The following is an 18,793-nucleotide window of genomic DNA, read 5'->3' as shown; positions in this document are numbered from 1 at the left end:
AGAAAACATCCAATGGAACTAATCCACAAACAAAACCAATAAACTCCCTTAATGTAACGGGTATAAAGTTGCGCTCCACAACTTAACGCCTCACTTCGGCGCCCTGTATCTGTCACAAAAAAAACGCCGGCGCTTTATTAGCCACCGGCGTTGAAACCTTGAAGGGGGTTTTGACTTACATCAGAACGCCGGCACCACCGCACCGTTGTACTTCTTCTCGATGAAGGCTTTGACTTCGGGGCTGGTCAGGGCCTTGGCCAGTTTCTGGATCGCGTCACTGTCCTTGTTGTCCGGGCGAGCGACCAGGAAGTTCACGTAGGGCGACTTGGCGTCTTCGATGATCAGCGCGTCTTTGGCTGGGTTCAGACCGGCTTCCAGGGCGTAGTTGGTGTTGATCACGTCCAGGTCAACCTGGTCGAGTACGCGGGGCAGCAGCGCCGACTCCAACTCCTTGAATTTGAGGTGCTTGGGGTTGTCTTTGATGTCCTTGAGCGTGGACAACGGGTTGGTCGGGTCTTTCAGGGTGATCAGACCGTTCTTCTGCAGCAGCAACAGGGCGCGACCACTGTTGGAGCCTTCGTTCGGGATGGCCACAGTGGCGCCATCTTTGAGCTCAGAGATGTTTTTGACTTTTTTCGAGTACCCGCCGATAGGTTCAACGTGCACGCCGACGACGGTCACCAGGTTAGTGCCTTTGCCCTTGTTGAAGTTTTCCAGGTACGGCAGGGTCTGGAAGTAGTTGGCGTCCAGGCGCTTCTCGGCCACTTGCACGTTCGGCTGTACGTAGTCGGTAAAGACTTTGATCTGCAGGTCTACGCCTTCCTTGGCCAGGGTTGGCTTGACCAGCTCAAGGATCTCGGCGTGCGGGATCGGGGTGGCGGCCACCACCAGTTTCTCGTTGGCCTGGGCGAAGCTGGCAGTCAGGGCAGCCGCCAGTGCGGTAAACAACAGAACCTTTTTCATGCAATGTCCTTCTAACGACCGTTTTTATGTGGAGTGCCAGCGAAGTGCTATCGCGGCGTGGAGTGGACAATACCTAGATTTTTTATTCCCGAACAATATCTTTTATTCACGTTGATATTCCATTTTGCTCATACAGGAAGGTACGCAGCGTCTCCCGTTCGGTGGGACTGGCGTTCGCGAAAATCCGCTGCACCAGCTCCAAGGGCGAGCCGGCGGCGGGAAGGTTCAGATGCTCGGGCAGAATCTCATCGCCGCTGCTCACCAACAGGGCAAAGTGGATAACGTTTTCCAGCTCGCGAGTATTGCCCGGCCAGCTATGACGTTCCAGCACGCGCTGGGCGGCGTCGCTGATCAGCGGCACCGGCAGTTCCAGGCGCTGGCTGTAGATGCCCAGGAAGTATTCGGCCAGGGACAGGATGTCGCCGACCCGCTCGCGCAATGCCGGCAGGTCCAATTGACCTTCGCTCAGATAATGGAACAGGCGCTCATGGAACTTGCCCGCTGCCACCGCCTGGGCCAGGTCGATGCTGGTGGCGGCCACCAGGCGCACGTCCACCGGGCTGGGTTGGTGGGCGCCGACGCGGGTGACTTCGTGGTTTTCCAGGGCGGCGAGCAATTTGACCTGGATCGGCAACGGCAAATCGCCGATTTCGTCCAGGTACAGCGTGCCGCCATTGGCCGAACCGAACCACCCCGCCCGGCTGCTCGCCGCGCCGCTATGGCTGCCGGCGGCATAGCCGAACAGCTCCGCGTCGGCATAAGTCGGGCTGATCGCGCCGCAATTGACCGACACAAACAAGCCCGAGCGATCACTGCCACGGTGAATATGCCGCGCCAGCAGCTCTTTGCCGCTACCGGTCTCGCCGCGAATCAACACGGGCAGCGCACGCGGTGCGAGACTTTCCAGCTCTTCGCGCAGCTGCCGCGAACGTGGGTCGACGAACACCAGCGCCTTGGCGCGGATGCTCAGCGGGCTTTTTTCGGCATCGGGGAAGGTCAGCAATGGCTGGCCGTAGGTTTCATGCAGACTCATGGCAGGCTCCCGCCCCCATCCACTCAGGGACAGGGCGTTGAAATAGGTTATGCACGGCGCCGAGCGTGATGCTCGAGGCGATTTTGCAGGCGATAGAGGTACGCGAAACCCTGCTCCCAGCGTTGGTGGCCGGACTTCACATTGATATGCCCGGCCCCCGACAGGATGCCGGCTTCGGCGCCCCAGTGACGCGCCAGCTCCAACGCCCGTGGCGCGCTGACGGCACTGTCGTTGTCGGAACTGACCACTTGGCTGGGAAACGGCAACAGGTCGGTAGGAATCGGCGCAAAGTTGCGCAGGGCGGGGGCGCAGGCCGGACGTTCGACGTCCGCCGGGGCCACCAGCAAGGCTCCGCGCACCTGGCGCAGGAAATTCACAGGCGCGGTGGCCGCCCAATGCGCCACGGTGATGCAACCCAGGCTATGGGCGATCAGGATCACCGGCGTGCTGTCGGCGGCGATGGCCTCGGCCAACGCCGCCACCCAGTCTTCGCGGCGCGGCGTAAGCCAGTCATCCTGCTCCACGCGAGCACTGTTGGGCAGGCTGTTCTGCCAGTGACTTTGCCAATGATCTTCTGGCGATCCTTGCCAGCCCGGCACGATCAGGTAACGAATCGATTCGCTGTGCATGGGTGTGCCCTCCTGCAGCGTTTAACGTTGCAGACCAGTATAGGGACGCGGTTTATATTCGTTAAGGAATAAGAAGCTATTTATTAATAACCAAAATCTCAATCCCGCACGCAGTCAAATGTGGGAGGGGGCTTGCCCTAATGCCAGTCAGTTAAGGACGAACACTGTACCTGTGGCGAGGGAGCTTGCTCCCGCTGGGCCGCGAAGCGGCCCCAAAAATGGGACTGCTGCGCAGTCCAGCGGGAGCAAGCTCCCTCGCCACAGGTTACTTTTTACCCTTTCTACTTCTTAACTGACTAGCATTAGGGCTTGCCCCCGATAGCATTCTGTCAGTCAGCACATCTGGTACTGATACACCGCTATCGGGGGCAAGCCCCCTCCCACATTTATCTCATCGGCGATCCAAAAAAAAAGGCCGCACCCTGCCAAGGAAACGGCCCAAAAATCGTCGAGGCTTTGTTGCGACTCAACGTGCGGTAATCACCGACAGCTTGGTTATCCCCGCGCGCTCGATAGACGCCATGGCTCGCGCCACTTCGCCGTAGTTCACGCCATCGTCAGCCTGCAGTTGCACCCGCACATCGGGGTCCTTGGCCTTGGCCGCCTGCAGCTTGAACTCCAGCAGGTCCGGCTGGATTTCGTCCTTGTTGATAAACAGTTTGCCGGCACCGTCGATGCTCACCACCAGCGGGTCTTTCTGCTCGACCGGGGCCACGGCCTCGGTCTTGGGCAAGTTGATCGGAATCGCATTGGTGAGCAGCGGCGCGGTGACGATAAACACCACCAGCAGCACCAGCATCACGTCTACCAGCGGCGTGACGTTGATCTCGCTCAGCACCTCGTCGCTGTCTTGGGTGGAGAAGGCCATGTCAGGAGGCCTCCTTCACTTTTTGCGGTTGGGCGGCGCTGGTCTTGGTCAGCGCTGGGTGCAACAGCACGCGAAAGGCGTTTTTCTGCGCGAGGCTGTAGAAGTCGTGGGCAAAGTCGTCCAAGTCGGCAGCCGTCAGCTTCAGGCGACGCAGGAAATAGTTGTAGACCAGCACCGCCGGCACCGCGACGGCAATCCCCACGCCCGTGGCGACCAGCGCCGCACCGATGGGGCCCGCCACGGTTTCCAGGCTGGCCGAACCGGCGGCGCTGATGCCCTTGAGCGCCTCCATGATGCCCCACACCGTGCCGAACAAGCCGATAAACGGCGAGGTGCTGCCGATGCTGGCGACCACGGCCAGACCGGTTTCCAGGGAGCGGCGTTCACGCACGATCTGCTGGCGCAAGGCACGTTCAAGGCGGTCCTGATGATTGATGGCCTGACTCAGGTCAGCCGCGTGCTGGGTATCGCCGACCTGGATCGCGGCGTAACCGGCATGGGCTACTCGGGCCGCCGCGCCCGGTTGGGTTTCGGTCAATTCGGCGGCGGCGTCCAGGCTTGAGGCAGCCCAGAATTTTTTATGAAACCGGCGATCCTGGGCCTTGAGGCGCCCGAATTGCACGCCCTTCAACAACGCCAATCCCCAGGTGGCGACCGAAAAGACCACCAACAGCCAGATCACCGCGCTTTCAATGGATTCAAGTGGAGATGCCAAAGCCATGATGTGTTCCCTCTGTGCAGCTGAATAATTAATGGATCTTGAAATCGATCGGCACGCTGACCCAGCCGTCCTGGGCCACGTCACCCTGCTTGGCCGGCACGAAGCTCCAACGCTTCACGGCGGCCAGTGCGGCGTCATCGAGTTGCTGGCGACCGCTGCTTTTCTGCAGCTGGATCTCACCCGGTTTGCCGCTGGCCAGTACGTGCACCCGCAACAACACGGTGCCCTCCCAGCCGCGGCGCTGAGCCAGCGACGGGTATTCCGGCGCCGGGTTCTTCAGGTACGCGGCGTTGGCCGAAGCGGGCGTTACCGGGGCCGGCGCAGGCGGTGCAACAGGTGCCGGCGGCGCGGGTACAGGCGGCGCGGGCGGCTGTTCGATCGCCTTGGGTACCGGCTTGGGCTCAGGTTTGGACACGGGCTTGGGTTTGGGTTTAGGAATCGGTTTGGGCGGCGCCGGCTTGGCGGCCAACTCATCCACCACCGGCGGCGGCTCGACCATCGCAGGTGGCGGCGGCACGGGCGGTGGCGGCTCGACCACGGGTGGCGCCGGCCGGGAAAACTCGATGGTCATCGGCGGAATTTCCGGCGGCACCACTGGCAGCACCGGAGTGGGCTTCTGGCTCACCCAATAGATCACGGCGCCGTGCAAGGCCAACACCAACAAGCCCAACAGAATGCCTTCGCGTCGGCTGGAAAACCGCTTGGGGGTCTGTTGCAGGCGTAACTGCCCCAACGGCGCACGGTGCGGCCGGCCAAGGTCGACCAACTCACCACCCGGTGCCAGGCGCCATTGCGCCTCTTGTGCACTGGCGGCGGTCTGGACATTGCCCATTGATTCACTCCCTACGGCTTTAAGACCAAAAAACCGACAGGCCTGCTTGAAAGGCCGTCGAGGGCTGAATCATCGGGGTTGAGCGCTTATCTCTTAAAGTAATCTTTAAAGTTATGGATATATCTGAAGCGAATATAAAAATACGTCCCCTGCGTCAAGCCCGCGTCTTCCGTGGCTTTGCGCGAAGCGCTTGTTTTTGCATGCGTTTACGGCATACAAAATATTCAGCGAAGGCATGGTTCAAACGGGATTTGCGTCGCACCAGGCAAGCAACTCACCACGGGCGTGCTCAGGCTGTCGACCCAGCACAACGGCTGGCATACTCCCTGCCTCTTTTTGCACTCCGGCAGGTCCTGCATGACGCTTAACCATTCGATCGCCAGCAAGCTCGCAGGCTGGGGCCTCCTGGTGGTCCTGGGACTGAACCTGCGGCCCATCCTCAGCTCCATCAGCCCGCTGCTCGGTGAAATTCGCCAAGCCACCGGCCTGAGCTTTCAGAGCAGTGCCTTGCTCACCAGCTTGCCGGTGGTGTGCATGGGGTTGGTGGCGCTGGTGGGCGTGCGGGTAGAAGCACGGCTGGGTGAGCGGCGCGGTATTGCGCTGGGACTGGTGATGATTTTGCTGGCGTGCCTGGCGCGCTGGCTGATGGGCCAGGCCTCGGCGCTGTTGGTCACGGCATTGCTCGGCGGCGCGGGTGTGGCGCTGATCCAGGCGTTGGTACCGGCGATGATCAAGCGCGAATTTCAGCACCGAGTGCCGGTGGCGATGGGCGTGTATTCGGCGTCGCTGATGGCCGGTGGAGGGCTCGCGGCGCTGCTCAGCCCGGTGGTGGCCACGTATTTCCAGCAATGGCAGGCGGGCCTGGGCGTGTGGCTGTTGCCGGCGCTGGGGGCGTTGTTGCTATGGGCAGGGTTGCCACTGGGCGCCGCCCGAAATACACAGGTTGCCCCGGCCTTCAAAGGCCTGCGCAACCGCCGCGCCTGGCTGCTGGCGCTGTATTTCGGCCTGGTCAATTGCGGCTACATGAGCATGGTGGCCTGGCTGCCCGCCTACTATCAGCAACTGGGTTGGGGCGTGCTGCCCAGCGGCTCGTTGCTGGCGTTCATGACCATTTTCCAAGTAATCGCCGCGCTGTTGATGCCAGTACTGGCGCAACGTGGGATCGACCGTCGCCCGCTGCTCGGCTTCAGCCTGTTGGCGCAAACCCTCGGCTACCTCGGCCTGATCATCGCGCCCACCGCATTCCCCCACCTATGGGTGGCCTTGTGCGGGTTCGGCCTGGGTGCGTGCTTCGCCCTGAGCCTGCTGCTGACCCTCGACCATCACCGCGACCCACGCCAGGCCGGGCAACTGGCGGCCTTCGTACAAGGCGTGGGCTTTTTGATCAACGCTATTTCGCCGTGGTTGACCGGCTGGCTGCGCGAACTCACCGGCCACTTCGTCAGTGCCTGGGTCGTGCTCACGGTAACGGCGGTGGCGATGCTGCTGGTGACGCGGGTGTTCAGCCCGGCCACCTACCGCACCGGGCTAGAAGTCGTAGCGCCCGGTCACGCCTAGGGTACGCGGCGTGCCCAGCAGGCCTTCGTAACCGCCGTTGCCGCCGGTCCACAGGGTGGTGTAGTAGGTTTTGTCGAAGGCGTTTTTCAGCCACAACGACACATCCCACTGGCCTTGCTCGTAGTTGCCGCGCAGGCCAGTGGAGAGGTTGACCAGCGCATAGGCGGGGATCTGCCCGTAGTCGGAATCTTCCACCGTGCCCACCGCCTTGGAGCGGAAGGCATAACTGGCGGTGACGTAGGGTTCAAAGCCGTTATCCAGGTTCCACTTGTACTCGCCGTTGGCATTGGCAATCCATTTCGACGCGCCCACCACTTGGTGCCCGGTCAAGTCGCAGGACGCCTGCGCACCGGGGCGCAGGCTGACTTCCGGCGGGCATGGCGCGTCCTTGTAAGACAGATAACTCACGTCGTTGAACGAGCCGTTGATATTCAGCGTCAGGCCCTTGATCGGCACCAGGGTGCTTTCCACTTCAACGCCCCGCGAGCGCACGGAGCCGGCGTTGGTGAGGTATTGCACACGGTTGTCCTGGTCGTAGGCGTTGGTCTGGTAGCCGTTGACCTGGGTCCAGAACAGGTTGGCATTGAGCTGCAGGCGTCGATCCCACAACGTGCTCTTGAAACCCAACTCGGCATTGTTGGCCCGCTCGGTGCCGATCAGCAGCGAGTCGGCCCCGGCCGTCGGCGCCGAGCCCACCGCCAGGTTGACGCCACCGGACTTCTCGCCGTGGGACAGCGTCGCGTAGCCCAGCAGGTTGTCGTTGAAGTGATAACTGAGATTGAGCAGCCCCGACGGCGTGGCGCTGTATTGCGTCAGGTCACCCGAGTCATACGCCCCGGCACGCCCGCGCCGCGCCGTGGCAGCCGCGCCGCTGACCGCTGCGCCGCCGAGCGGGGCATTGCGTGTCACCCAGGCACTTTTTTCTTCGTAGGTGCCGCGCAGGCCGGCGGTGAAATCCAGGCGTTCAGTCAGGTGCCAGGTGCCTTGGGCGAACAGCGCAAAGCTGTCGGTGCGGATGTGCCCGTTGCCGACGCTGCTCACATTATTCAACGAGCCGGTCGGCGTGCCGTTCCAGATGTCCGCCTTGGGGCCGTAGTAGGCGAAGGCTTGGTTATCCAGGTCTGAGCCGAAGTAGTAGGCGCCGAGCACGTAGTCGAAGAACCCGCCCTGGGGTGAAGCCAGGCGAAATTCCTGGGACCACTGTTTGTCTTCCACCGATACGCCGGCGTTATACGAGGCCGGCACGTTAAGCCCGTCATCATTGCGCGGGGTGAAATTCCACCAGCGATAGGCGCTGACCGACGTCAGGGTGAAATCGCTCGGCAAGGTCCAGTTGGCCTCCAGCGACGTTCCGCCCTGAAACACCGTGACGTGCTGGTCATTGTCCAGATTGACCTTGCGGTGGGTGCCGTCGACCAGCGTGGCGCCCGCTGCGTTGGCCCTGGACTGGTAGAGGTTGGTACCGTTGATGGTCGGCCCGGTGCTGTAGAGCACACGGGTACCGGCGCTGGAATCCTCCTCGTTGTAGTCACCGATCCAGCGCAGGTTGAACGCCTCATTGGGCTTGTACAGCAGTTGCCCGCGAAAGCCCTGGCGTGAACCGCCATTGAGGTCGTGCCCGTCATGCTCGTTCTTGATGTCGCCGTCGCTGCGCGTGCGATAGGCCGAAAAGCGCCCGGCCAGTTCATCGCTCAGCGGGCCGGAAATCGTGCCCTTGGTCTGGAAATAACCGTCCTCGCCCAGCGAGGTTTCGATGCTGCGCTCCGGGGTGAAACTCGGCGCGCGCGTGCTGATATTGATCACCCCCGCCGTGGTGTTCTTGCCGAACAACGTACCTTGCGGGCCGCGCAGCACCTCGAGCTGCTCGATGTCCATGAGGTCGAACACCGCCATGCCGGGACGGCCGAGGTACACGTTATCGATATACAACCCCACGCTGCCTTCCAGGCCGTCACTGGCCGGGTTGTTGCCCAGGCCGCGAATCGACACGCTGGACTGGCGCGCATGCATATAGGCGACGTTGACGCTGGGCACCAGTTGCTGCAAATCCTGAATCCGGTACACCCGCTGGCTCTCCAGCGCTTGGCCGCCGACCACGCTCATGGGCGTCGGTACCGCCTGGGCGCTTTCGGTGCGCCGCCGTGCGGTGACCGTGACGGTTTCCAGCTGACCACTGGCGCTTTCGCCCGCAGGCGCCGGCTCGGCCGCGTGGCTGGGCGTCCAACCGGCACTGCCCGCGAGCAACAGGGCCAAGGGCAGGCGCTTGAGCGTCCAGGGAGAGCAAGGTAAAGCGGGCGTGAACAGACTCATGAGCGGCTCCGGAACCCGGGAATATTCAATCTCTGATATTCCTTTAGGTTATTTATTTATGTTTTTACGAACATTTACTGCATAAGAGATAGCCTTTATAAGGAGTCGACCTAATGCATAGCCAATGCATTTCCCGGATATTTTTGATGTGAAAAATGCATATCGACCTGCGCCAGCTTCGCCACTTCATCGCCCTCGCCGAACAACGCAGTTTTGTCGCGGCGGCGTTGACGGTGAACCTGTCGCAATCGGCCTTCAGCCGCAGCATCCAGGCCCTGGAACACAGCGCCGGCTGCCAGTTGGTGGACCGCGGGCGCAAAGACCTGGCGCCGACCAAACAAGGCCAGGTGCTGCTCGAACACGCCCGGCGCCTGGTCAGCGGCGCGCAGCAACTGGCTAACGAAATCAGCCAATTCAATGGCCTCGAGGCGGGCGAACTGCGCTTCGGTTGCGGCCCGGCGCCGGCGGGCGGCTTGATCCCCCGCGCCATCGGCAGTTTTATCGGGCGCTATCCCAAGGCCCGCGTGCAGTTCCAGGTGGACGACTGGGAAAGCTTGAGCAAACGCCTGCTCAGCGAAGAGTTCGAATTCTTCGTCGCCGACACCCGTCATTTCGAGGCCAACCCCGACTATCACACCCATCGCCTGCGCCCGCGCCGCTGGTACTTCTGCTGCCGCGTCGGCCACCCCCTCGCCGCCCGCGACAGCGTCAGCGCCGCCGAACTGATGAGCTATCCGCTGGCCGTGACCATCCGCCCACCGAACCTGCGCAAAGTCATCGTCGACCTCAGCGGCCGACCGGATTACCTGCCCAATGTCGAATGCGAAAACGGCTACAGCCTGCTGGGGGTAGTGCTGCGCTCGGACGCCATCGGTATCGTCAGCGCCAACAGCGACGTGCTGCAGATGGCTCGCGGCGAATTGGTGTGCCTGACGATCGACGGCCTGGATGAAAACCTGGAGGAGCGTTACACCCGCTACGGCATCGTCAGCCGCGCGGGGTATCGGTTGTCGCCGCTGGCGGAGGCGATGATTGAGCAGATCAAGGAGATTGATGAGTTGGATGAAGACATTTGTACGCTGGAGAATGTCGCTGTGTGAACCGACGCCATCGGGGGCAAGCCCCATGCATTCACTGCATGAAACCCAGACCCCAAATGCACTTGCCAGCGCCCATCCGAACGGCGAAAACCGTCACCTGTCCTCCGTTCGGTGAAGCCTCATGTCCAAACCCCAACCCGTGCGCAATGTGCTGTACATCATGTGCGATCAACTACGCCGCGATTACCTCTCGTGCTACGGCCATGCGCATTTGCACACCCCCAATATCGACCGCCTCGCCGCTGCCGGCGTGCGTTTCAGCCGGGCTTACACCCAAGGCACCATTTGTGGGCCGTCGCGAATGTCGGCGTACACCGGGCGTTATGTCAGCAGCCACCAGGTGGCGTGGAATGCCGTGCCGCTGCCGCTGGACGAATTGACCATTGGCGACTATCTGCGCCCCCACGGCATCCGTACTGCGCTGGTGGGCAAGACCCACGCCACGCCGAATCTGGATGCGCTGCAACGCGTGAACATCGACCCCGAAAGCGCCCAGGCCGAGCCGCTGAATGAAGTGGGCTTCGACGCCTACTTTCGTCACGACGGCATCTACCCCGACAGCCCGCTGTTCGAGGATAAACGCGAGTCCGCGCCCTACACGCATTACCTGCGCGAACAGGGCTACAGCGGCAGCAACCCGTGGCATGAATGGGCCAATGCCGCACAAGGTGAAAACGGCGAAGTGCTCAGCGGCTGGCATATGCGCAACGCCGGTTTGCCGGCACGGGTCGCCGAGCAGCATTCGGAAACCGTCTACACCACCGACCGCGCCATCGACTTCATCCAGGAGCAGGCCGAGCAACCCTGGTGCCTGCACCTGTCCTACATCAAGCCGCACTGGCCCTATATCGCACCGGCGCCGTACCACGCGTTGTACGCCGCCGAGCATGTCCAGGCGCCGATTCAACCGGAGCAGACCAGCGATCACCCGGTGTACCAGGCGTTCCGCCAGCACCAGGAGAGCGTGAATTTCTCCCGCGACGAGGTGCGGCTCACGGTGGTTCCGACCTACATGGGGTTGATCAAACAGATCGACGACCAGCTCGGGCGGCTGTTCGATTTCCTGCAAAGCAACGGGCGCTGGGATGACACACTGATCGTGTTCACCAGCGACCACGGCGACTTCCTCGGCGACCACTTCCTCGGTGAAAAGGAATTTCTGCTGGAGCCTGCCGTGGGCATTCCCTTGATTGTGCGCGACCCGCGCGCCGGTGCCGATAGCAGCCGCGGCTCGGTGGACGCGCGCCTGGTAGAGACCATCGATGCGCTGCCGACCTTCCTCGACGCCCTCGGCCTGCCCGCCGCCGATCACCGCCTGGAAGGCCGCTCGCTGATCCCGCTGCTGCATGGTCAGCCGACCCCTTGGCGCCAGTATGCGATTGCCGAATACGACTACGCCTTCCAGGCGCCGGCCCGCGAGCGCCTGGGCCAGCCGATCGACCGTTGCCGCATGACCATGGTGCGCAGTGAGCGCTGGAAATACCTGGCGTACGACGGCTTTCGCGCGCAGCTGTTCGACCTGGAAAACGACCCGCAGGAAGTGCACGACCTGGGCGCCGATCCGGCCTATGCCCAGGTGCGCGAGACACACCTGGGTTATCTGTTCGAGTGGCTGCGTGGGTTGAAGCGGCGCACGACCATCAGCCACACGGAGATTGAAGTGCGTGGTCAGTGGTTTCGCTACGGGGAGCCAGAGGCGGAGAAGGTCGTGCAGATCGGGGTCTGGTAAGGCCTATGATCGTTCCCACGCTCTGCGTGGGAATGCAGCCCGTGACGCTCTGCGTCACCTGTGCGCGGTAGCGGGACGCGGAGCGTCCCAGGAGGCATTCCCACGCGGAGCGTGGGAACGATCATCTCTGTGAATTTAAAGGCCTTTGGTGGTCTGGCTGCGTTGGCCCTGCACACCCACCGGCACATCGCCCTTGAGCGTCACCCGGCGCACGATGCGTTCCTGGGTGCCGTAGTCATCCACCGCGTAATGCTGGGTGGCGCGGTTGTCCCAGATGGCCACGTCGCCGCTGTTCCAGCGCCAGCGCACGGTGTTTTCCAGGCGGGTGACGTGGCTTTGCAGCAGGTTGAACAGTTGCGTCGAGTCGGCCTGGGAGTAGCCTTTCAGGCGTTTGACGAAATGCCCCAGCAGCAGGGTTTTCTCGCCACTGACCGGATGCACGCGCACCACCGGGTGCTCGGTTTCATACACCGTCGAGGTGAACACCTTGCGGTACTCCTCAAGCTTCTCCACCGCCACGTCCGGCTTGCGCGCGGCGTAGTCGTACTCGTTGCTGTGAATGGCCCAGAGGTTGTCCGCCAGGGCGCGCAGTTCGACGCTGAGGTCGTTGTAGGCGGCCGCCGTGTTGGCCCAGACGGTGTCACCGCCGGAGGCTGGCGCCAGCACTGAACGCAGGATCGAGGCTTTCGGGTAGGCGTCGACGAAGGTCACGTCGGTGTGCCAGGAATTGGCGCGCTGGCCGCGGGTGCCGTCCAGCTCCATCAAAAAGCGCGTGCCGTCGCGTACCGGCACAGTCGGGTGCGCAATCGGCTCGCCGAGCAGATGGGCGAAGGCTTCCTGGCTCTGGTCATCGAGGTGCGTTTGCTCGCGAAAGAAGATCACCTTGTACTGCACCAGCGCTTGCTGGATGGCTTCGACCGTGGCGGCATCGAGGTGACCGGACAGTGTGATGCCACGAATCTCGGCACCGATGCGGCCGGCAACCGGATGAATCTCCAGTGCCTGGGCGATGGGTTGAACAGCTAATGCGGCGTTGCTCATTGTAGTGACCCTCATGTGCCTGCGGATGGTGGAACGCTCGCCGACAACGCTCTATTCATATGCCTTTTAGATCTAGCAATTGAACCAATGCTTCGTTGACGGAATAAGAGCTTGCATTTAAAACCTCAGCTGCGTCGCTCGCAAATGCCTTCGACCTATTTTTCAAATGCCGGGAATGCATATGGATCTTCGTCAGCTGCGCTACTTCATCGCCCTCAACGAACACCGCAGTTTTGTGCGTGCGGCGGACGCCATGGGCATCACGCAACCGGCGTTCAGCCGCAGTATCCAGGGGCTGGAACAGGAGTTTGGCTGCGTGCTGGTGGACCGTGGCCACAAGGACCTGCGCCCGACACCGGAAGGTCAGGTGGTGCTGCAACACGCCCTGACCCTGGTGCATGGCGCCGCCTTGCTGAGCAGTGAAGTCACGCGCATGACCAAGCTCGATGCCGGCGACCTGCGCTTCGGCTGCGGCCCGGCGCCCGCGGTGAAGCTGGTGCCGGATGCGGTGGCGCGTTTTATCGGCGCGCACCCGAAAATCCGCACCAGTTTCCAAGTGGATAACTGGGAAAAGCTCAGCCGTGCACTGAGCCGTGAGGAGATCGAATTCTTCATTGCCGACATCCGCCAGTTCGAAGCCGACCCGAACTTCCAGACCCGTGCGCTGACGCCCAAGCGCGGCGTGTTTTTCTGCCGCCCGGGGCACCCGCTGCTGGCCAAGGACAGCCTGTCGACCAACGACATGTTCGACTACCCGCTGGCCGCGCCGCTGATCTCCCAGGGCATTCGCAAACTGCTGGCAAACCTGAGCGGGCGCATGGACTTTTCACCGAGCATCCAGACCGAACACTTCCCGGCGCTGGTAAAGATTGTGCTGCAGTCCAATGCCATCGGCGTGGGCACCGAAGAAGCGTTCGCCGAGGACATCGCCCGAGGTGCGCTGGTGCTGCTGCACTGGCGCAATCTGCCGCAGAGCCTGGAGACCCTGAGTGCGCGGTGCGGGGTTGTCAGCCGTACCGGGTCACGCTTGTCGCCGGCGGCCAAGGCGATGATCGAGACGTTGGTTGAGGTAGACAGGCAAGAGGTGAGTGTGGCGGTCTGAAGGCCTCATCGGGGGCAAGCCCCCTCCCACATTTGAACTGCGAACACATTCAAAGTGTGGGAGGGGGCTTGCCCCCGATAGCTATGGCCCAGGCACCACTCAGCTCAAAGCCCCGCCGCCACCAACCCAGGCGCCACCCAGTCACTCACCTGAAACGACCGGCGAATCAGCTTTTCCCTGGACGCCAAATCCACTGCATCCTGCAATTTGCCAAGGAACACCGGATCAAGCGTTGCCGGGAAAATCGCGCTGAGCTGCTGGTCTTTCAAATCATTGGTCAGGATCACCGGCGGATAACTGGCCAGCCCCGACACCAGCTCGATGTAGGCCTGCTTGTTGTTGTCATCGGTCAACCACTGCACCGCCTGCTGCTGGGCCTTGAGCAGCTTGGCCACGGCGTCGGGATGCTCATCGACAAACTGTTTGCTGCCTACCAGCACCGCCTGAATGCTGCCGGCGCCGCCGAGGTCCTTGGTGGTCAGGGCGATTTCGGCCAGCCCCTTGGCTTGCAGCGCGGTCAGGTTCGAGCCGCCCCAGGTCGCGTCGATCTGCTTGGCGGCCAGCGCCGCACCGGCCGCGTTGAAATCCAGGTTGATGACTTTCAGGTCTTTCTCATTCAAGCCCTGGCTGGCCAGTGCGCTGTCGAACGACAACTGGCTGGCCGTGCCGCGAAACACCGCGACGCGCTTGCCCTTGAGGTCTTGCAGGGTCTTGATGCCCGAGCCCGGTACCACGCCGAGGTACTGCTTGATGTCCCGTGCCGTTGCACTGAGCAAGCGGGTCTGCAGGCCATTGGAGCGGCCGATGATGGCCGCCAGGTCGCCCAGGTAGGCGAGGTCCACCTGGCCGTTGGCAAAGGCTTCGTTGATCACCGGGCCCGCGCCCTTGAAGTAATTCCACTGAATCGTGATGCCTTGGTCGGCGAAGGCCTTTTCGAAGATCTGCTGTTGGCGCAACACATCGGTGATGCCGCCACCGCTGTGTTGGGTGCCAGCGCTGAGGTCGGGCACGGCAATGCGGATTTCCTTGAGTTCGGCGGCATGCACCAGCCCCGCCAGTGCGGTGCCCGCGAACAGCGTGATAAGACGTTTGAAGGGCAGTTTCATAAGCGCAGCTCCTGGTGGGCGTCGGTCGCCGGGGAGCTGAAAGTAGGCATAGGCTGCTGAAAACTTTAAATACTATAAATTCACAATTTTATAGCTTTCAGCACTATGCGAGCCAAACCGCAGGCTCCAGCGACCTATGCATAAACAGCATCGAAAATATTCTTCGAATGCATTGGATGCGTGCGGAGCGCAGGCTTTAAATGACTTCTCTTATCCCACAATCATCTTGATTACGTTTTTATAAGATCGAAATCACATAACGAAAGGGAAGTCCTCAATGGCCCGGAGCGCACGGTTGAGCCCGCCTCTTACAACGCCCATCCTGCGCTGGCCGTCGTTCAGCCACTGGCTGCTGCCGCTGTCGCTGTTTGCCCTGTGGTGGCTGGCCAGCCGTCAGCAGTGGATGAGCGAACAGATCCTGCCGCCGCCTTCACTGGTCTGGCGCAGCGCGGTGGAACTGGCGGGCGGCGAGTTGTGGAGCCATTTGGCGATCAGCCTGCAGCGCTTGTGCTGGGGCTTGCTGGCGGGCATCAGCGCCGGGGCCTTGCTCGGCGCCTGGCTGGGCTTCAGCGCACGTGCCGAGCGCCTGGTATTTCCGACATTCAGCGCGCTGTCCCAGGTGCCGACCCTGGCGTGGATCCCACTGTTCATGGTGTTTTTCGGCATTGGCGAGACGCTGAAACTGGTGGTGCTGGTCAAGGCCATCGTGGTGCCGGTCACCCTGCATACCCTGGTCGGCGTGCGCGACGCCCAACCGCAGTTGCGTGAGGCTGCGCGGGTGCTGCGCCTGCCCACCCCTCTGCTGATCCGCCGGCTGATCCTGCCCGCCGCCCTGCCGGCGTTCATGGCCGGCGTGCGCCTGGCCCTGGCGGCCGGTTGGACGTCGCTGCTGGCGGTGGAATTGCTCGCCTCCAGCGAAGGCATCGGCTACCTGATGGTGTGGGCGCGCCAGTTATTCATGCTCGATATCGTCTTTGTGTGCATCGTGGTCATCGGCGTGCTGGGCGTGGCGATGGACCGTGGCATCGGCTGGCTGGATCGGCGCTGGGTGCACTGGCCGCATCCGGCCACGGCGCAGATCCGTCGCGGCCCGCGTTACCACGGCTGGCAACGCCTGCAGCCGTGGCTGCTGCCGCTGTTGTTGCTCGCGCTGTGGCAGGTGGCGACGCAACAGGGCTGGGTCGACGCGAATATCCTGGTGAGCCCGTGGACGGTGCTGCACACCACCGCCTCGGGTGTCGCGGATGGCACGCTGTCGGGGGCGCTGGGCAAAAGCCTGGGGCGCACCTTGGGCGGCTTGGTGCTGGGCGGCAGCCTGGGGTTTGCCGTGGGCTTGTGGCTGGGCTTGTCACCGCGCAGTGAGCGGGTACTGGGCCCTACCCTCGCCGCGTTGCGCCAGATCGCCATCTTCGCCTGGGTGCCACTGCTCACGGCCTGGTTTGGCCTGGGGGAATTGGCCAAGTGGGTGTTTATCGGCCTGGCGGCGTTTTTCCCCTTGTTTGTCGCCACCCAGCGCAGCGTGTTGAACCTGTCCCCCCAACTGAGCGAAGCCGCCCAAGTGCTGCGCCTGGACCTGCCCCAACGGCTGCGCTGCCTGATCTTGCCCGGCGCGGCAGCGGGAATTTTCGCCGGCCTGCGCCTGAGCCTGATCTACGCCTGGCTGGGCACCATCGGCGCGGAATACTTCATGCCGTCCAACGGCGGTATCGGCAGCCTGATGATCGGCGCCCAACAGCTGCTGCGCATGGACTTGATCATGAGCGGCATGCTGCTGGTCGGCCTTACCGGCGCCACCCTCAACCTTGTCGGCCAACGCCTGGAAACTCGCGCCACCCGCTGGAGACACGCATGAACGCACCGATTGTCAGCTTCAACCATGTGGGCAAGTCTTTCGATGTGGACGGCTTCGAATTGGAGGCCATCCGTGAGTTCAACCTGCAGATCGCCGAGGGCGAATTCGTTGCGATTGTCGGCTCCAGCGGTTGCGGAAAATCCACGCTGCTGCGCTTGCTGGTGGGGCTGGATACGCAGTTTCGCGGCGAGATTCAGGTGGACGGTAAACCGGTGAACGGCATCGGTGGCGAACGCGGCATTGTGTTCCAGGAACACCGCCTGTTTCCGTGGCTGACGGTGGCACAGAACATTGGCCTGGGTCTGGTCAACGAGCCCTTGAGCGAGGCCGAGCGCAGCCGGCGCATCAGCGACTTTATCGAACTGGTGGGCCTGACTGACTTCACCCGCGCCTATCCTCACCAGTTGTCCGGCGGCATGGCGCAACGGGTGGCGATCGCTCGCGGCTTGGTCGCCAGCCCACGAATTCTGCTGCTGGACGAGCCGTTCGGCGCACTGGATGCGCTGACCCGCCAGCAGATGCAGGACGAATTGCTGGCGATCCGCGCCCGCGCCAGCATCACCACGGTGCTGGTGACTCACGACGTGGAGGAAGCGATTTTCCTGGCCGACCGGGTGGTGGTGATGGAGCCTCGACCGGGACGGATCAAGCAGGTGGTCGAGATTGCCCTGCCCCATCCACGCCAGCGCAGCAGCTTTGAATTCCACCAGTTGCGCGAAGAGCTGCTGCATGAATTGACCAGCGACGATCACTACCAGCCGCCGGCGCGCGAACAGATCCGCGACCTGCCGTTGGCGTTCATCGCTTGCTGAACGACAGTTCGCTGCGCGGCTGCTCCTGGCGCTCAAGCCGATTGGCCCGCGCAAAGGTGCCCAAATCATTGAAGCGCACACCCATCTCGGCCATGACCTTGTGCGCCACCTTGGCGGTCATCTGGCGAATATAGAACGGCTCCTTCACCACAAAATGGTGGATGCCGTGGGTGCTGCCGAAATTGAAACAGAACGCCTGCAACGGCCACATCCACCAGGGGTTGAGCACCTGGGTCTGCTGGATCACATTGCCCAGCTCCACGTCGCCGTAGTAATGCATGTTGGAGCTGACGAAGTGCAGGCAGAAGGTGCGCAGCACGTTGGGGCCGATGATCACCACGGCGGCGATGTCGATCACCTGCATCATCTGCAGCGTGCCGGCTGACCACTCGATGGGCGCGCCCATCAGGCTGGCGATGCCATTGGCGGCATGAAAACCCAGGAACACGTACCACGCGCCCCAATGCAGCAGCGCCAGCGGTGCGTACACCATCACTACGCGCTTGAGGATGCTGAACCGGTGCCGCCAGGTCTTGGCGCGCAGCAGGCGGATCAATGCCGACATCATGTTGTCGCCGACCATCAGCAAGCGCGCGATGCCCCAGGGCTCGCCGTTGGTGATCGCGCGCTCTTCCATATCGGCCTCGGTACCGGAGACCTTGTGATGGTTAAGGTGCAGGTGCCGGCGAATCCATGGATTGATGGTGCTCGGTCGCGCCAGCCAGACCAGGCCCATCATCAGGTTGTGCGGCACGCGCTGCTTGCGAAAGTACATGCTGTGGATCAGGTCATGTTCCAGCTCATGGGTGAGTGAGGCGAAGAAGGCATTGAGCAGCAGGCACACCCACCAGGCCATCTGGCCGCTGATATAGAGCGCTGCCGAACCCAGCATGCCGACCAGCGCAAACGCCAGGATGCCCGCGCCCAGGGCGTCCTGATGCAGCAGCCAGGGGTGGCGCTGGCGCAATCGCACGCCCTCGGCCAGCACCACCTCACGGATATGCGCCGAACGCTGTTGGGCGTTCATCTGCTGGGGACTTGCACAAGTACCGTCCATGCTTCCATTCTCTAGTGGAGTGATGCCTGCATCCTGCACCCTACCCTGGCGCAGGGCGCTAGCTCCGCACGCCAACCTGTT

Annotated in this window: 16 protein-coding genes; 6 read left to right on the top strand and 10 right to left on the bottom strand. The window is 62.4% G+C overall.

Going from position 1 to position 18,793, the window contains the following annotated elements; all coding sequences use genetic code 11:
• Positions 1–180: 180 nt before the first annotated feature.
• The 6 genes from C4J87_RS01160 to C4J87_RS01135 form a co-directional block, all read right to left on the bottom strand.
• A complete protein-coding gene (locus C4J87_RS01160) occupies positions 181–963 on the bottom strand; it encodes a MetQ/NlpA family ABC transporter substrate-binding protein (RefSeq protein WP_124365400.1) in 783 nt (260 codons plus the stop codon).
• A gap of 106 nt (positions 964–1,069) precedes the next feature.
• Positions 1,070–1,996 carry a sigma 54-interacting transcriptional regulator gene (locus C4J87_RS01155; RefSeq protein ID WP_124365399.1) on the bottom strand — a complete coding sequence of 309 codons (927 nt, stop codon included), beginning with the start codon at positions 1,994–1,996 and terminating at the stop codon, positions 1,070–1,072.
• 47 nt (positions 1,997–2,043) lie between these two features.
• Entirely contained in the window at positions 2,044–2,625 is a 582-nt protein-coding gene (locus C4J87_RS01150) for an alpha/beta hydrolase (protein WP_124360762.1), read from the bottom strand.
• Positions 2,626–3,091: 466 nt separating this feature from the next.
• On the bottom strand, positions 3,092–3,493 hold the full coding sequence (locus C4J87_RS01145; protein WP_124360761.1) for a biopolymer transporter ExbD: 402 nt from the start codon (positions 3,491–3,493) through the stop codon (positions 3,092–3,094).
• A gap of 1 nt (position 3,494) precedes the next feature.
• On the bottom strand, positions 3,495–4,217 hold the full coding sequence (locus C4J87_RS01140; protein ID WP_124368924.1) for a MotA/TolQ/ExbB proton channel family protein: 723 nt from the start codon (positions 4,215–4,217) through the stop codon (positions 3,495–3,497).
• Between the two features lie 25 nt (positions 4,218–4,242).
• Positions 4,243–5,046 (bottom strand): energy transducer TonB, encoded by an 804-nt coding sequence (locus C4J87_RS01135; protein WP_124365398.1) that lies wholly within the window; start codon positions 5,044–5,046, stop codon positions 4,243–4,245.
• Positions 5,047–5,403: 357 nt separating this feature from the next.
• Between C4J87_RS01135 and C4J87_RS01130 the strand changes: the two genes are divergently transcribed.
• A complete protein-coding gene (locus C4J87_RS01130) occupies positions 5,404–6,603 on the top strand; it encodes a CynX/NimT family MFS transporter (protein ID WP_124365397.1) in 1,200 nt (399 codons plus the stop codon).
• Here the strand turns inward: C4J87_RS01130 and C4J87_RS01125 are convergent.
• Entirely contained in the window at positions 6,574–8,913 is a 2,340-nt protein-coding gene (locus C4J87_RS01125; protein WP_124365396.1) for a TonB-dependent receptor, read from the bottom strand. The two genes, C4J87_RS01130 and C4J87_RS01125, sit on opposite strands and share 30 nt — an antisense overlap.
• Positions 8,914–9,068: 155 nt before the next feature.
• Here C4J87_RS01125 and C4J87_RS01120 point away from each other — a divergent pair, with 155 nt between their 5' ends.
• Together C4J87_RS01120 and C4J87_RS01115 are read left to right on the top strand one after the other, a co-directional pair.
• Complete coding sequence (locus C4J87_RS01120) at positions 9,069–10,013, top strand: LysR family transcriptional regulator (protein ID WP_124365395.1); 945 nt, start codon at positions 9,069–9,071, stop codon at positions 10,011–10,013.
• A 121-nt stretch (positions 10,014–10,134) separates the two neighbouring features.
• Positions 10,135–11,742 carry an alkaline phosphatase family protein gene (locus tag C4J87_RS01115; RefSeq protein WP_124365394.1) on the top strand — a complete coding sequence of 536 codons (1,608 nt, stop codon included), beginning with the start codon at positions 10,135–10,137 and terminating at the stop codon, positions 11,740–11,742.
• 135 nt (positions 11,743–11,877) lie between these two features.
• On the opposite strand, the gene C4J87_RS01105 is transcribed toward C4J87_RS01115, so the two are convergent.
• The gene (locus tag C4J87_RS01105) at positions 11,878–12,783 is read right to left on the bottom strand and encodes a TauD/TfdA family dioxygenase (RefSeq protein ID WP_124365392.1); all 906 of its coding nucleotides are present in this window, start codon (positions 12,781–12,783) and stop codon (positions 11,878–11,880) included.
• A 181-nt stretch (positions 12,784–12,964) separates the two neighbouring features.
• Here C4J87_RS01105 and C4J87_RS01100 point away from each other — a divergent pair, with 181 nt between their 5' ends.
• Positions 12,965–13,885 (top strand): LysR family transcriptional regulator, encoded by a 921-nt coding sequence (locus C4J87_RS01100; protein ID WP_124365391.1) that lies wholly within the window; start codon positions 12,965–12,967, stop codon positions 13,883–13,885.
• 104 nt (positions 13,886–13,989) lie between these two features.
• Here the strand turns inward: C4J87_RS01100 and C4J87_RS01095 are convergent, their stop codons facing one another.
• Positions 13,990–14,991 carry an ABC transporter substrate-binding protein gene (locus C4J87_RS01095; RefSeq protein ID WP_124365390.1) on the bottom strand — a complete coding sequence of 334 codons (1,002 nt, stop codon included), beginning with the start codon at positions 14,989–14,991 and terminating at the stop codon, positions 13,990–13,992.
• Between the two features lie 277 nt (positions 14,992–15,268).
• Between C4J87_RS01095 and C4J87_RS01090 the strand changes: the two genes are divergently transcribed.
• Entirely contained in the window at positions 15,269–16,843 is a 1,575-nt protein-coding gene (locus tag C4J87_RS01090) for an ABC transporter permease (protein WP_124365389.1), read from the top strand.
• Complete coding sequence (locus C4J87_RS01085) at positions 16,840–17,655, top strand: ABC transporter ATP-binding protein (RefSeq protein WP_124365388.1); 816 nt, start codon at positions 16,840–16,842, stop codon at positions 17,653–17,655. The genes C4J87_RS01090 and C4J87_RS01085 overlap by 4 nt, the downstream gene beginning before the upstream one ends.
• On the opposite strand, the gene C4J87_RS01080 is transcribed toward C4J87_RS01085, so the two are convergent.
• A complete protein-coding gene (locus C4J87_RS01080; RefSeq protein WP_124365387.1) occupies positions 17,642–18,712 on the bottom strand; it encodes a fatty acid desaturase in 1,071 nt (356 codons plus the stop codon). The genes C4J87_RS01085 and C4J87_RS01080 overlap by 14 nt on opposite strands.
• Positions 18,713–18,793 lie beyond the last annotated feature (81 nt).

This window comes from Pseudomonas sp. R1-43-08 (assembly GCF_003852255.1).
Taxonomy (GTDB): domain Bacteria; phylum Pseudomonadota; class Gammaproteobacteria; order Pseudomonadales; family Pseudomonadaceae; genus Aquipseudomonas.
Note: the sequence above shows the minus strand (reverse complement) of the source record. Positions and strands in the feature narration are given on the sequence as shown.